The sequence below is a fragment of the Xanthomonas citri pv. citri genome, from assembly GCF_000961215.1.
Classification (GTDB): Bacteria; Pseudomonadota; Gammaproteobacteria; order Xanthomonadales; family Xanthomonadaceae; genus Xanthomonas; species Xanthomonas cissicola.
The window spans coordinates 284,294-298,476 of the sequence record NZ_CP008998.1 but is presented as its reverse complement, the minus strand read 5'-3'; the positions used below and the strand labels follow the sequence as shown (position 1 = coordinate 298,476).

Here is a 14,183-nt window from a genome sequence, read left to right as displayed (position 1 = left end):
AGATGTGGCATGTACCCGCGCACGGTGCGTTGAAAAACTGAATGCTGATCCTGAAAGTGGCACCACCGTCATATAGCGCGTCACATGCGCACGAACAAAGACGGGATGGCCATGGCCATCCCGTCTTTGTTTGCCAATCGCACTGGCGAGGCATGCATGCCTACGCACGCACATCGCTCACTCGGTCAACCCGCGGTTTTCCAGCAGCGCCTTGACGCTGGGGTCCTTGCCGCGGAAATCGCGGTACAACGTGGCCAGATCGACAGTATTGCCGCGCGAGAGGATCTTGGCGCGGAAGGTATCGCCGTTCTTGCGGGTCAGGCCACCGTTTTCCTTGAACCATTCGAACGCATCGTCGTCGAGCACTTCCGACCAGAAGTACGCGTAGTACCCGGCCGAATACCCGCCGCCCCAGATGTGATCGAAATAACTGCTGCGGTAGCGCGGCGGCACTTCGGCCAGATCCACCTTGAAGCGCTTCAAGGCATCGGCTTCGAACTTGCTCACGTCCTGCAGCGGCGCATCGGCCGGCTGGGTATGCCAGGCCAGATCCAGCAGCGCCGCCGACAGGTATTCGGTGGTGGCGTAGCCGCTGTTGAAGGTCTTGGCCTTCTTGATCTTTTCCACCAGCTCGGCCGGCATCGCTGCGCCGGTCTGGTAGTGCTTGGCGTAGTTGGCGAAGACCTTCGGATCGGACGCCCAGTGCTCGTTGAACTGCGAGGGGAATTCCACGAAGTCGCGCGAGGTGCTGGTGCCGGCAATCGAGGGGTACTTCACCTTGGAGAACATGCCATGCAGCGCATGGCCGAACTCATGGAACAAGGTGGTGACGTCGTCGAAGCTGAGCAGCGCCGGCTGGCCGGCGGCCGGCTTGGTGAAGTTGCACACGTTGTAGACCACCGGCTTGGCACCGGTCAGGCCGTCTTGCTCGACGAACACGTCCATCCACGCGCCACCGGACTTGCTGTCGCGCTTGAAGTAGTCGGTGTAGAACAACGCCATCGAGGTGCCGTCGGCATCGAACACCTCATACACCTTCATATCCGCGTGATAGGTCGGGATGTCGGTGCGCTGCTTGAACGTGATGCCGTACAGCTGCGTGGCGGCGTAGAACACGCCGTTGTTGAGCACGTTGTCCAGTTCGAAGTACGGCTTGATCTGGGATTCGTCCAGGTCGTACTTGGCCTTGCGCACCTGCTCGGCGTAGACGTCCCAATCGGAGGCGGCGAGTTTGAAGCCGCCTTTCTGCGCGTCGATGACCTTCTGCATCTCGGCCGCTTCGCGGCGTGCCTTGGCAGTGGCAGCCGGCACGGTGTCGGTCAGCAGCTTGAGCGCGGCATCCGGCGTCTTGGCCATCTGGTCGCCCAGGCTGTAGGCGGCGTAGTTGTCGAAGCCGAGCAACTTGGCCTTCTGCGCGCGCAGCTGCGCCAGCCGCTGGATGGTCTGGCGGGTGTCGTTGGCATCGCCCTTTTCCGCGCGCGTCTCAGAGGCCTTCAATACCTCGGCACGCAGCTCGCGATTTTTCAGCGACGCCAGCACCGGCTGCTGGGTGGTGTTCTGCAGAGTGAGCAGATACTTGCCATCGAGCTTGCGGGCCTTGGCGGCATCGGCCGCGGCGGCGATATCGCCTTCGCTCAGGCCATCGAGCTTGGCCTTGTCGTCCACCACCACCGCGCCGGCAGCCGAGGCGGCGACCAGGCGGGTATGGAACTGCGTGGAGAGGGTGGTTTCTTCCACGTTGAGCTTGCGCAGGCTGTCCTTGTCGGCATCGGACAACTGCGCGCCGGCGCGTACCAGCTCTTCGTAGTCGCGCTCGACCAGACGCTTCTGCTCCGGATCCAGATTCAGCGTGTCGCGCTGGTCGTAGATGGTCTTGACGCGGGCGAAGAGTTTGGGGTCGAGATTGATCTCGTCCTGATGCGCGGCCAGCTTGGGCGCGATCTCTTCCTGGATTTTCTGGCGTGCGTCGCTGGTATCGGCCTGCACCAGCCCGAAGAAGATGCGCGACACGCGCGTGAGCGTTTCGCCGCCGCGCTCCATCGCTTCGATGGTGTTGTCGAAGGTCGGCGCTTCTGGGTTATCGGCGATCTTGCGGATGTCGGCCAGATGCTGGCGCATGCCTTCTTCGAACGCCGGCAGATAATCGGCGTCCTGGATCTTGTCGAACGGCGGCGCCTGGAACGGCAGCGTGCTGGCGGTCAGCAAGGGGTTGGATGCAGCATCCGCGGCCGGAGCCGGGGCGGTTTTCTCGGGCACGGTGGTGGACTCCTGGCCAGACGACTCTTTTCCAGAACAAGCAGCCAGTGCCAGGGTGATGGCAGCGGCCAGAACGACGGTACGCGACATGGCGTGTGATTCCTGAGTGGGTAGTGCAGCCGGGCACGCTAGCGGGTTTCGCGACCGCTGGCATGTGCCGTTGGATTGGGTGGAAGGCCGCGGTTGGGGATGGCGGCGTTACAACGTCTCGTCCTTGAAAATCGCCACATGCGCGGTGCCGTCGGCGCCGATCCAGCCGCGGTACATGCCCTCGGTATTGAATGGAAACGCCAGGTTGCCCTGTGCATCCAGCGCGATGGCGCCGCCGTCCCCGCCGGCCTTCGGGATCTGCTGGTCGATCACGGTCTCGGCGGCCTGCTGCAGCGATTGCCCGGCGTATTTCATGCGCGCACAGATGTCGTAGGCAGCCACGGCGCGGATGTAGAACTCGCCCCAGCCGGTGCCGGACACCGCGCATTGGCTGTTGGCATAGGTGCCGGCCCCGATGATGGGTGCATCGCCGACCCGGCCATAGCGCTTGTTGGTCATGCCGCCGGTGGAGGTACCGGCAGCCAGATGGCCGTCGCGGTCCAGCGCCAGCGCGCCGACGGTGCCGAAATGCTTGGCGGTCTCCAGATCCAGCTCGGCCTGCGCCTGGCGGTCGCCGGCCTCGGCCTTGAGCGCTTTCTGCAGTTGCTGCCAGCGCTTGTCGGTGCGGAAATAGGCCGGGTCTACCAGGGTGATGCCCTGCTCGCGCGCGAACGCTTCAGCGCCGTCGCCGACCAGCATCACGTGCTTGGAGCGGTCCATCACGCTGCGTGCCAGCAGGATCGGGTTCTTGACCGTGTGCACGCCGGTAATCGCACCGGCCTTGCCGCTGGCGCCATCCATGATGGCCGCGTCCAGTTCGTTCCTGCCGTCATGGGTAAACACCGCACCGCGGCCAGCGTTGAACTGCGGCGCATCCTCCAGCACGGTGATGGTGGCGGCCACTGCATCCACTGCACTGCCGCCACGTTGCAGCACCGCGTGCCCGGCACGCAGTGCGCGTTGCATCGCCTCGCGCGCCTGCGCCTGCTCGTCCTTAGAAAGGCTGGATTTCTCCACGCCCGCGCCACCATGGATGACCAGCATCGGCGTGGCTGCAAGCGCCGGGCCGGCGATGAGCAGCAGAAAGAGCGACAGGCATAACGCGCGTGCGGACTTAGCGATCATGAAGTTCCTCGATGGAGTGAATGTTTCACGTCAGGCGGACCGGATTCACCAAGCAACGCCGGCCATCCTTCAACCGCGCGCCACGCCACTCACAACGTATCGCGATGCTTGCCGCGCCATGGCCGGTACCAGGTGCGAATGGCGGCGATATCGGCGGCCATGTCGTTACCGGTCCAGAACGGCTCGCCGATGCCCACGGTCTTGCTGGGGTAGTCGAAATACACCGGCAGGATCGGCACCTTGGAATCGGAGGCGATCTTCCAGAAGCCGGCCTTCCAGTTCTCCACGCGCTTGCGTGTGCCTTCGGGCGTGATCACGTACCACATTTGCTCGGAGTTGCGGATCAATCGCACCGCCTGGCCGATGGTGCCCTGCGGCGAGCTGCGGTCCAGCGGGATGGCGCCAAGCCTGCGCAACAGCGGACCCAGCGGCCACCAGAACAACTGCGATTTGCCGAGCACGCGCACGTCGAAGCCGAGCGCGAACTTGGCCGCAAATCCCACAAACCCGTCCCAGTTGGACGAATGCGGGGCCACGATCATGACCAGCTTGGGCTCGTCGGGCAGCCGCCCGAGCAGGCGCCAGCCGGTCACGCGCAAGGCGGTACGGCCAAGCCAGCGGATGAAGCGGCCATGGGCGCGTGGCATCCGGGGCGGAGATGGCTGCAGCAGGATGTTGGCCTGTGTTACCGGTGGCAACGACGGGTCGGCTTGACTCACGCTTACTCCCAGTGGGACGCCGAGCGTCCACGCTTGATTTGGCTGCGTTCCCGCTTGGCATCCAGCCGCCGCAGCTTGGCACCATGACTCGGTTTGGTGGCGACCCGGCGCTTGGGCACCGACAGGCACGCACTGATGATTTCGACCAGTCGCTCGCGCGCATCGTCGCGGTTGCGGTCCTGGGTGCGGAAGCGTTGCGCGTCGATCACCAGCACACCGTCGGCCGTCATGCGGCGGTCGCGCCGCGACAGCAACCGGGCCCGCAAGGGCTCAGGCAACGAGGGCGACCCCGCCACGTCGAAACGCAGCTCCACCGCAGTGGACACCTTGTTGACGTTCTGCCCGCCCGCGCCGCTGGCACGCACGAAGCGCTCGACGAGTTCGCTGGGCGGAATCGTCAGGCTGGGGGTGATCTGGATCGGGTCGCTGGCCATGAGCGCCGATTGTATCGGCAGCGGCGTGGACGCGCGCGCGAACGCCGGCTTCCCGTATGCTGCGGCCGGTCCCCCGTTTGCAGGATGCTCCGATGACACCTACTTCTTCGCTCGCTGCCGCGCGCCGCCTCGCGTGCCGGCTGCTGCTGTCGGCCCTGCTGGCCGTGGCCGCCCCGGCCGCGTGGGCGCAAGCGCCCAGCGATGCCGACATCAACCGCCTGCTGGCCGCCTCGCGTGCGCAGACCATGCTGGACACGATGCTGCCGCAGATCGAAGCATTGCAGCAGCAGCAATTCGCCCAGCTCACCGCACAGCGCCAGCTCGACGCCGACCAACAGGCGCAGCTGCAACGCATCCAGGAACGCACCCGCCAGACCGTGCGCAAGGCGCTGTCGTGGTCGGAACTGCGGCCGATGTATGTGGATATCTACAAGCGCTCGTTCTCGCGCGAGGACGTGCTGGCCATGGCCGAGTTCTACGAGAGCTCGGCCGGCCAGAGCCTGCTCGACAAGACCCCCGCCCTGACCCAGAACCTGATGGGCGCCATCCAGCAAAGGATGCTGCCGCTGTTTGCCGACCTGCAGAAGGATCTGGAGAAGATCGTCAACGAACCTGCGCCGGCCAAGAAGCCCTGAGAGCGGGATTGGAGAATCGAGATTGGGGAGTGGGAACCGCGTGATCGCTGCGACCGGTGTGGGTGCGAGTGTGGGTGTGGGATTGCGTTGTTGGTGATGGCGGTGCTTTACCTTTCGGTGACGGAAGAACACGGTGCCTCCTTACTCCCCGCGGGAGAGCGCCTGTTGCAAGCAGGCCCCCATCCGCCCTTCGGGCACCTTCCCCCGCAAGCGGGGGAAGCAAGCAGCACGGCAGGCGAGCATTGGGCGGCGCGCTCGAGCGCCTCTCCCGCCCGCGCACTCGAGCCCCTCTCCCGTCCACGCACTCGAGCCCCTCTCCCGCCCACGCGCTTGAGCCCCTCTCCCGCCGGCGGGAGAGGGGTTAGGGTGAGGGGACGTTTGCGCAGATGTCTAGCAGACTGAGTGAACGTCTCGATCTGCGAACCAGGCACGCCACATCACGCCGTCTGCATGACTCCCAACCCCGCCATCTCCCACCCAAACAACGCGCAGGCCTTGGAAAATTCGACATCCAGCGGCGCGGTGACGCCGATGCGCCTGCCATCGGCCGGATGCGGAAATTCCAGGCGTTCGGCGTGCAGCAACATGCGGTGGATGCCGAGCATGCGGAAACTGCGGTTGTGGCGGCCGTCGCCGTGGCTGGTGTCGCCGATCATGTGATGCGACAGATGCTTCATATGCCGGCGAATCTGCCGGAAGCGGCCGGTTTGCGGCTGACAGCGCAGCAGTGCGTAGCGCGAGGTGGTGAACCCGGTGGAAGGAATCTCCAGCTCGCCGGTGGCCAGACGCTGGAAATGCGTCACTGCCGGCTTCTTGACCGGCTTGCCCGGACCGCCGTCCAGGTCATGGTCGACGATGAAGCGCTCCTCGGCCGGCCAGCCGCGACAGACGGTCAGATACTGTTTCTCCACCTCGCCGGCCATCAAAGCCTTGCCCAGCGCACTGGCGCTGTCGCGATCGAAGGCCAACAGCAGGCAGCCGCTGGTGGCGCGGTCGAGCCGGTGCACCAAAAAGATCGGCTTGCCCAGCTGCTCGCGCAGGCGGTCGGCCAGGAAGTCGTCCTCTCCACGCGCCAGCTTGCTGTCATGGACCATCAGGCCGGCGGGTTTGTCGACGACGGCCAGGACATCGTCCTGGTAGAGAATCTGCAGATGTTTGGGGGATATGCTCACCGGCGAATTATCCGCATCGCCGACACCGCATGCCACTGCATCGCCGCGCTGCCGCAGCGAACAAACGACTGTGTCGTCGCCAGGCCACGCGCACGGCAACGGCTGCGGCCCGCACCGCTCGTACGGTGCGGTTGCTGCGCGCTACCACGCAGCTGATGCCTGCCCAATGCGCGGGTGGCTGCTTCGCATCTCACGCGACCGAACCACGCCAGCGTCAGAGCGGGCGATGCGCGTAGCGTGGCGTGGCGTGTGCATCATTCAAAGCCAACAGATGGATCACCACCCGCGCGCTCAGTAGGGCGTGCCGTCCTTGTGCCGGTACGCGCGCTGCCCATCCGCCATGGGGACCAGCATCAGGTCATCGTCCGGATAGGTCACGCAATCGCCGGGGCTGCGGTCACCCACTTCCAGGTACGTCACCACCGCCTGGCTGCGATTGATCAGGCAATGCGCATCGCCATCACCGGCGCGGAAGCCAACGCACATGCCCGGCTGCAGCAACTGCTCGCCGGCGTTGGTGATCAGGCTGGGCGCGCCGCTGACGATGTAGACGAATTCGTCCTGCTGCGAATGCCCGTGCCGCAGCGCCGAGCGCGCACCCGGCGCCAGCGTGGTCAGGTTGACGCCGAAGTTGCGCAGCCCGAACACCTCGCCCAGTGCGCGCTTCTGGCGGCCGCCCATCTGCGCGGCGAACACCGGCGGATAGCTGGAATGTTGCGTGCGCGGTGGCGCATCCAGCGCGGCAATCCCGGCAACCGGTGTGCTTGCGTCCAAGGCATCGGTTGCGTCGGACATGGTCGTCTCCTATCGCCGCAACCAGGCGACCAGCAGCGCGGCCGAACCGGCGCCGCCGCTGATCCAGCTCCACACCGGCACCGTGCCCAGATACCAGCCATCCGGATGTAGGCCGTACAGCACGGCCGCGACAACCAGTAACCCGCTGCCGGTGATGGCGGTCACCACGCGGGTTTGCAGCTTGCGCAGGCTCAGGTCCAGGGCAAGCAATTCGGGCGAGCGGATGGCGATCTGATGGCGACCCTCCACCTGCTGCGTCAGCCAGCTGTACACCAGCCGCGGCATGTCCGGCGCATGGGTCATGATCTCCGGCAGACGCTTGCTCAGTTCGCGCAGCACGCGGCGCGGGCTGTAACGCTCGCGCAGGATGCGTTCGAGCACCGGTCGCGCCACCGCCCAGATATCCAGCCTGGGGTCCAGTTGCCGGCCCACGCCTTCGATATTGAGCAGCGTTTTCTGCAGCAGGATCAGCTGCGGCTGCAACGTCAACTCGTACCGCTGCGCCACGCGGAACAATTTGATCAGCACCTGCGCCAGCGAAATCTCCGACAGCGGGCGGTTGAAATACGGCTCGCACACCGAGCGCGCTGCCGCTTCCAGTTCGTCGATGCGCACGTTGCTGGGCATCCAGCCAGCCTCCACGTGCAACTCGGCCATGCGGCGGTAATCCTTATGGAAGATCGCCATGAAGTTCTCCGCCAGGTAGTACTGATCTTCCTGCGAGAGCTGGCCCATGATGCCGAAATCCAGCGCGATGAAGCGCGGATTGAGGCGGCGTTCCGGATCCGAATCGACCCAGATGTTGCCGGCGTGCGCATCGGCGTGGAAGAAGTTGTCGCGAAATACCTGGGTGTAGAACACGCGCACGCCTTTGGCCGCGAGCGCCTTGCGATCGATGCCGGCCGCGTCGAGCTTGGCGATGTCGTCGGACGGAATGCCGTACACGCGCTCCAGCGTGAGCGCGCGCTCAGCAGTGTGCGACCAGATCACTTCCGGCACATACAGATCGTCCGAGCCTTCCCAGAACCGGCGCAACACGCTGGCGTTGGCGCCTTCGCGCTGCAGATCCAGTTCGGCGGCCAGCGTGCCTTCGATCTCGGCCACCACTTCGCGCGGACGGATCTTGTCGGCACGCGGGTGGGTGCGCTCGACCAAGGTGGCCAGCGAGTGCAGCAACGCGATATCGGCGTCGATCTGGCGCTCGATCTCCGGGCGCAGCACCTTGACCACCACTTCGCGGCGCACGCCGTTGGCATCGGGCGGCAATGTGGCTGCATGCACCTGCGCAATGGACGCCGAGGCCAGCGGCACGGTATCGAAGCTGGCAAACGCCACGCTCACCGGCAGGCCGAGTGCGGCTTCGACGATCAGGCGCGCGGCCTGGCCATCGAATGGCTTGACCCGGTCCTGCAGCAAGGTGAGTTCTTCGGCCACGTCGGCCGGAATCAGATCGCGCCGGGTGGACAGAATCTGCCCGAACTTGACGAAGATCGGTCCCAGCTCCTGCAGCGCCAAGCGCAGCCGCGCACCGCGCGATTGCGCGGCGATTTCGGCGCTGGCACGCGGCACGAAGGGTTTGGCCAAACGCAGCCAGCGCTCGGCCGGGGTGCCTTCCAGCAAGGCGTCCAGGCGATAGCGCAGGATCACCCGGCCGATGCGGCTGGCCCGCAGGATCGCCTTCATGCCGCGCCTCCGCTCGCACGCAGGCGGCTTACGCGCGCGGCCAGCCGTTCGACGTCATCGCGCAGTTCGTCCACGTCGTCGTGGAACGCCTCGAGCTCGGCGCGCGGCACCACATCGCGCGATTCTTCGGTGACGAATTCGGCCGCGCTCTGCGCCAGATCCACCGCACTGCGCCGTGCCTGCTGCAGCGCTGCGCGCACCGCGCCGGCGATCTGCACGCCCAGGATGTCGCCGAACACCGCAACGAACGGCAACTGCCAATCCGGGTCGAAGCGGCCGGCCAGTTGCTGCAGCTGGCGCGCCAGTTCGGCATCGCCGGAAACCTTGAGCCGACCGGCCGGCGCGCCGGTGCGACGTGCATTGGCCAGAAACGGCAGTTGCCCGAGCAAGCCGGCCAGGCTGCTGCGCACCGCCAGGTCGGGTTCCTGTGCCTGATCGACCGGGCCGACCAGCAACCGGCGCTCGTGCACGCGAATCTGCAGGGCCAGCGCAGGCGCCTCCAGGGTCAACGCGATGCGCTGGCCTTCCAGCGGCAGCAGGGCCTCGCGGGTATCCGGGTCCAGCGCCAGCGCACGGTTGAGCGCTGCCTGCAGGGCCTGGCCGGCGAGCGGCTTGAGGGAGTTGAAGAGTGATCCGGGCATGCCCGCATTCTACCGCCCCTGCATGTCGCAGCTGCTTGACGGCGGTGTGGCACGTGCGCCGGCTGCCGGTGTAGCGGTCGTGCGGTCGTTGCTAGGCACGGCGGCGCATGGTCAGGCGCATCGGGCATGCCGGCGTTGTTCGCCAGCACTGTCTGCGGCAAGACGTCCTTCAGCGCATACGCCACAGGCATCCTGTCCACTTCCAATGGCAGGAGCAGGCAATGCGCACGATTCGGGTCGGCCTCATCTTCGGAGGCAAATCGGCCGAGCACGAGGTCTCGTTGCAATCGGCGCGCGATATCCTGGATGCGCTGGACCCGCGACGCTTCGAGCCGGTGCTGATCGGTATCGATTGCTCGCGCTGGACCAGGACGCGCGTCATGCCACTGCGAATTTCGGGGGGATGGCCGATCGCTTTGCACGGGTTGTGTATGTCGATCGCATCGTGATGGCGCGCATGCACGTCGGCGCGATCTGCTACGCAGCTGCATGACGAACTCATCCGTCAGCCACATGCAGTAAGACAGCGGCGGCTGGTGTGCGAGGTCAATCTGATGCTGGCCAACCCCGCCTCGATGGCGCTGCATCGGCGGCTGGAGTTTGCGCGATCGGCGATGCCGTGCTGGCCAGTGGCAAGCATGTGCAGTGTCTGGAAAACAGCTGTCATCAGCCAAAACCCGGTCATATTCCGCCATAACGCACAGGGCCCGCGTCCTTGCGGAAGCGGGCCCTGTGAGCGCCAACCGGCAGCGCCGCTGCCGTGACGTATCGCAGCGAAGCGTTATACCTTGCCGCGACGGAACATCGAGATCACTGCCAGGATCAGGAACACCACGAACAGGATCCAGGCGATGTTGGTCGCCGCACCGGCGATACCGCTAAAGCCCAGCACAGCAGCGATGATGGCGATGACGAAGAAGATGATGGCGTAATGCAGCATGGCAAGGTATCCAGAAGTTGTCGTGCCGAATCGGCGCAGACGTATCTTGTGGATATGCCGGTCTTTATCGGGTGATGGCGATGTCGTTGGAAGATGAGGATCGCAGCCGTTGCAGGCCTTCTTCGATGCTGATGCGCGGTACATAGCCGAAGTCGCGACGTGCCGGCTCCATGCTGTACCAATGCGGCGTACACAGCTGTTCCACCAGAAAACGCGTCAACGGCACTTCGCCTGGCAGACGCAACAGTGGCCATAGCGTCTCGCACACCGCACCGATGCGGTAGGCGGTGTTGAACGACAGCGAGCACGTGACCGCCGGCGCATCCACCGCAGCCAGCAATCGATTGAGCAACTCGCGCATCGGCAGCGGTTCGCCGTTGGAAATGAAGTACGCCCTGCCCGCGCAGGCAGCGCCCACGGCAAGGTGTTCGAACGCATCGAAATGCGCCTGCGCGGCGTTGTCGATGTACGTGCTGTCGACCAGATTGCCGCCATCGCCGACCATGCGCAGCCGCCCGGCACGCGCACGCGCTGCCAGGCGCGGCAACAAATGATTGTCGCCCGGCCCCCAGATCAGGCGCGGTCGCAGTGCCACTGTCGCCAACTGGGCATCGTTGGCGGCCAGCACTGCACGTTCGGCAATGGCCTTGGTCGCCGCGTAGGCGGCGCGCAGATCGTCGCCATACGGCACTTCATCGGCACCGAGTCCTTCCACCGGGTTGGTGGCGCGATGGGTGACGCTGGGCGTGGAGGTATAGATCAGCCGCGGCACGCCATTGGCGCGACAGGCCTCGATCACGTTCTGCGTACCCACCACATTGGCCTGGTGATAGCTGTCGTAACTGCCCCATGCGCCGGCCTTGGCGGCATTGTGGAACACCGCATCGATACCAGCGAAGGCGTGCCGCACCGCCTGCGGGTCGGCCAGGTCGCCGCGGATCTGGCCCACGCCCAGGCGTTGCAGCACCGGGTAATCGCCGCGCTGGAAGCTCACCACCTCGTGCCCACGCGCGCGCAGGCCGCGGCACAACGCCTGGCCAAGAAAGCCGCCACCACCGGTCACCAATACCTTCATCGCACCACACCTCGCCTCTGAGGGACGACACCATAGCCGGCCACACCCGACTTGGCGATCTGCTCGTCGACGCGTAGCCATGCAGTCTGGACGTCGACGACCAGGAACGGCCAACACATGCCTGCGCTCACGTCAGTCGGGCGTGGACGTTGCCGGAATCGGCATGTACCGCTCACTGCCGTTCTGAGTGCCCCCTCCACGCCCGACTGACCACTGCGCGCTACCTGTTGTCAGCCGCGCTTATGCAGCTGCTGCGCAGCCCAGACCGCCAGCGTTTCGCGGCCAATCTTGGCGTTGTGGCGGATGTCGACCGGAAAGCCGGAATGGCGCAGGAAACGCGCGACGCCTGCGGTGTGCGGGTGGGCAGCGCCCAGCGCGCGCAGGTCGCTTTCCACCTGTGCGAACGCCGACGCAGACACCCCCGGCTGCAACTCCACGCACAGCACCGGTTGCTGTTGTCCGGGCGCACCTACGCCAACCAGCGCGGTGCGCCGCACCTGCCGATGCACGTTGAACACCGGCTCCACCTGTTCGGTGTACAGCGGGCCGCTGGCGGCTTCCACGCGGTGGGTCTTGCGCCCGCAGAACCACAAGCGCCCTTCGGCGTCGACATATCCGACATCGCCCATGCGGTGCACGACACGCTCGCTGCCATCGCTGCAGCATTCGCGGATCTTGGCGATGCGCGTGGCCGCATCACGGTTGAAATAGGTATCGGTGGCGGTGGGCCCGGCGACGGTGATCTCGCCGACCTCACCGGTCGCCAGCTCGCGCACGCCGCTCCAGTCGGCAATGGCCGCATCGTCGATGGCGATGATGCGCACCTGGTTGGGCGGCACGACATGGCCCACACAGGTGCCGGCACCAGCCTCGGTGGCGGCGCGCGTGGCGTCCAGGGTGCGACCTTCGATCGCGGCCACCGGCAGGCACTCGGTGGCGCCGTACGGGGTCCAGAACTGCGCATCGGCCGGCAGCAGCGCGCGGATCTTCGCCACCACATCCGGTGGCACCGGCGCACCGGCGGAAGTCGCCAGGCGCACGTTGGGAAGCGGCTGCCCATAGTCGGCCAGCACGCGCATCAAGGCGGGCGAACCGAACAACTGCGTCACGCCGAAGCGGTTGATCGCGTCGTGCAACTTACGCGGATCGGCGCTGCCCGGGCGCGTTGGGTCCATGTCCGGAATCACCGAGGTCAGCCCCAGCGCCGGATCGAACAAGGCGAACGGCGGAAACGTCGGCAGATCCACCCCGCCGGGCTGCATGCCGAATGCGTTGCGCAGCAATTCGATCTGGCCAACGAAATGCCGGTGGCGATACACCACCCCCTTGGGCACACCGGTCGAGCCACTGGTGAACAGGATCGCCGCCACATCGTCCGGCGCGGTGTCGGCCAGCTGGCTGCCTGCGCCGGCGCCATCGCGCTCCACCCGCGCCAGCGTGACTCCACCCCAGCCGTAACGTCCGCCGACGGTAACGATCTGCGTTGCCGAGCGCGCCCAGCGCAACAGGCGACGCGCCAGCTGCGCCAGCGCAATGCCGATAAATGCCTGCGGCTGCGCTTCGTCCAGACACTGCTTGAGCGCACGTTTGTCGATGCCGGGGTCCACCAGCACCGGTACCGCGCCAGCCTTGAACAAGGCGAACATCAGCAGGAAGAATTCCGGCGACGGCCGCACCATCACCACCGCACGCGCGCCGCGACCGATGCCGTGGCGTGCCAGGCCGGCGGCAATCGCATCGCTGCGCGCATCCAGCTCGGCATAGCTCAAGGTCACATCGTAGGCGGCAAACCCATTGGCGCCGCGACCGCCCGGGCAACGGATGGCGATCTGGTCGGGGCGCTCGCGCGCCAGTTGCGGAAGGGTGGCCGCGATATTGCAGAGGGTCGTCATCGGCGCATTATCACCCATGCGCCGATGGCGCCGGCCGCTTGCAGGCTGCCTGAAGGCAACGCGCGACGCGGGCGCAAGCGCGGCTCCTCATCGTGCGGCGGCATGACGCATCGATGCGCGGCAGTGGCCGACCCAACCGCCGCAACGCGTTCGCAGCGCATGCCAGAGCGCTATGGCACCTGCGGAGCGCCGCGTACCCGGGCGTGGCGGAGCGCATCTGAATCGCTAACCGGTCACCGCAGCACGCTACTTGTATCGCGGCGCGGTTCGGTCAAAATGCCGCGCTTCCCACGCGATTTCGCCGCGCCAGGCCCGGCATTCCATGGCACACCCCTGCCTTACCTGCGGCGCCTGCTGCGCCTATTTCCGCGTCAGTTTCCATTGGAGCGAAGCCGATCCCGCATTGGGCGGCAGGGTGCCGATCGAGCTGACCGAGGCGCTACGCACGCATGAGCGGGCGATGCGCGGCACCTCGCAATCGCAGCCGCGTTGTATCGCGCTGGACGCAGACATCGGTCGCTACAGCCGCTGCAGCATCCACGACCGCCGCCCGTCGTCCTGCGCGGCCGTGCCGGCCTCGCTGGAATTCGGGCAGCGCAGTGCGCAATGCGATAAATCGCGCTTGGCGCATGGCCTGCACGCGCTGACCGACGCCGATTGGGTGGGCGTGGACGATGCGCAACGCAATCCGCTGCCGGCGGTGTGAACCGTAGCGCAGCACGCGTG

Annotated in this window: 13 protein-coding genes and 2 pseudogenes; 4 read left to right on the top strand and 11 right to left on the bottom strand. The window is 66.0% G+C overall.

What is annotated here, in order from left to right:
• Nucleotides 1-177 precede the first annotated feature (177 nt).
• The 4 genes from dcp to arfB form a co-directional block, all read right to left on the bottom strand.
• A complete protein-coding gene (gene dcp, locus AMD14_RS01770; protein WP_003488952.1) occupies nt 178-2,346 on the bottom strand; it encodes a peptidyl-dipeptidase Dcp in 2,169 nt (722 codons plus the stop codon).
• 108 nt (nt 2,347-2,454) lie between these two features.
• The gene (locus tag AMD14_RS01765; protein ID WP_015462754.1) at nt 2,455-3,471 is read right to left on the bottom strand and encodes an isoaspartyl peptidase/L-asparaginase family protein; all 1,017 of its coding nucleotides are present in this window, start codon (nt 3,469-3,471) and stop codon (nt 2,455-2,457) included.
• Nucleotides 3,472-3,560: 89 nt separating this feature from the next.
• A complete protein-coding gene (locus AMD14_RS01760; RefSeq protein ID WP_005912266.1) occupies nt 3,561-4,190 on the bottom strand; it encodes a lysophosphatidylcholine acyltransferase in 630 nt (209 codons plus the stop codon).
• 2 nt (nt 4,191-4,192) lie between these two features.
• Nucleotides 4,193-4,624 (bottom strand): alternative ribosome rescue aminoacyl-tRNA hydrolase ArfB, encoded by a 432-nt coding sequence (arfB, locus tag AMD14_RS01755; protein WP_005912264.1) that lies wholly within the window; start codon nt 4,622-4,624, stop codon nt 4,193-4,195.
• 56 nt (nt 4,625-4,680) lie between these two features.
• Between arfB and AMD14_RS01750 the strand changes: the two genes are divergently transcribed.
• Nucleotides 4,681-5,259 (top strand): DUF2059 domain-containing protein, encoded by a 579-nt coding sequence (locus tag AMD14_RS01750; RefSeq protein ID WP_033482871.1) that lies wholly within the window; start codon nt 4,681-4,683, stop codon nt 5,257-5,259.
• 437 nt (nt 5,260-5,696) lie between these two features.
• Here the strand turns inward: AMD14_RS01750 and AMD14_RS01745 are convergent, their stop codons facing one another.
• From AMD14_RS01745 to AMD14_RS01730, 4 genes are all read right to left on the bottom strand, one after another.
• Nucleotides 5,697-6,467 (bottom strand): pseudouridine synthase, encoded by a 771-nt coding sequence (locus AMD14_RS01745; RefSeq protein WP_040155764.1) that lies wholly within the window; start codon nt 6,465-6,467, stop codon nt 5,697-5,699.
• Between the two features lie 255 nt (nt 6,468-6,722).
• Nucleotides 6,723-7,226, bottom strand: coding sequence for a cupin domain-containing protein (locus AMD14_RS01740; RefSeq protein WP_003488945.1), 504 nt, complete (start codon nt 7,224-7,226; stop codon nt 6,723-6,725).
• A 9-nt stretch (nt 7,227-7,235) separates the two neighbouring features.
• Nucleotides 7,236-8,909 (bottom strand): ubiquinone biosynthesis regulatory protein kinase UbiB, encoded by a 1,674-nt coding sequence (gene ubiB / locus AMD14_RS01735; protein ID WP_011050186.1) that lies wholly within the window; start codon nt 8,907-8,909, stop codon nt 7,236-7,238.
• Nucleotides 8,906-9,550: a ubiquinone biosynthesis accessory factor UbiJ gene (locus AMD14_RS01730; RefSeq protein WP_011050185.1), complete on the bottom strand. Its 645-nt coding sequence runs from the start codon at nt 9,548-9,550 to the stop codon at nt 8,906-8,908. Before AMD14_RS01730 ends, ubiB begins: the two co-directional genes overlap by 4 nt.
• 221 nt (nt 9,551-9,771) lie before the next feature.
• Between AMD14_RS01730 and AMD14_RS25160 the strand changes: the two are divergent.
• A pseudogene (locus tag AMD14_RS25160) lies at nt 9,772-9,903 on the top strand (D-alanine--D-alanine ligase); the annotation flags it as partial.
• A 123-nt stretch (nt 9,904-10,026) separates the two neighbouring features.
• Nucleotides 10,027-10,247 (top strand): annotated as a pseudogene (locus AMD14_RS25155) (hypothetical protein); the annotation flags it as partial.
• A gap of 84 nt (nt 10,248-10,331) precedes the next feature.
• Here the strand turns inward: AMD14_RS25155 and AMD14_RS01715 are convergent.
• The 3 genes from AMD14_RS01715 to oleC form a co-directional block, all read right to left on the bottom strand.
• Nucleotides 10,332-10,490, bottom strand: coding sequence for a DUF1328 domain-containing protein (locus AMD14_RS01715; protein ID WP_003468167.1), 159 nt, complete (start codon nt 10,488-10,490; stop codon nt 10,332-10,334).
• Nucleotides 10,491-10,554: 64 nt separating this feature from the next.
• Nucleotides 10,555-11,565 carry a 2-alkyl-3-oxoalkanoate reductase gene (gene oleD, locus AMD14_RS01710; RefSeq protein ID WP_011050183.1) on the bottom strand — a complete coding sequence of 337 codons (1,011 nt, stop codon included), beginning with the start codon at nt 11,563-11,565 and terminating at the stop codon, nt 10,555-10,557.
• Nucleotides 11,566-11,795: 230 nt separating this feature from the next.
• On the bottom strand, nt 11,796-13,457 hold the full coding sequence (gene oleC, locus AMD14_RS01705; protein ID WP_011050182.1) for an olefin beta-lactone synthetase: 1,662 nt from the start codon (nt 13,455-13,457) through the stop codon (nt 11,796-11,798).
• A gap of 322 nt (nt 13,458-13,779) precedes the next feature.
• Here oleC and AMD14_RS01700 point away from each other — a divergent pair, with 322 nt between their 5' ends.
• A complete protein-coding gene (locus AMD14_RS01700) occupies nt 13,780-14,163 on the top strand; it encodes a YkgJ family cysteine cluster protein (protein ID WP_005912227.1) in 384 nt (127 codons plus the stop codon).
• The last annotated feature ends 20 nt before the right edge of the window (nt 14,164-14,183 follow it).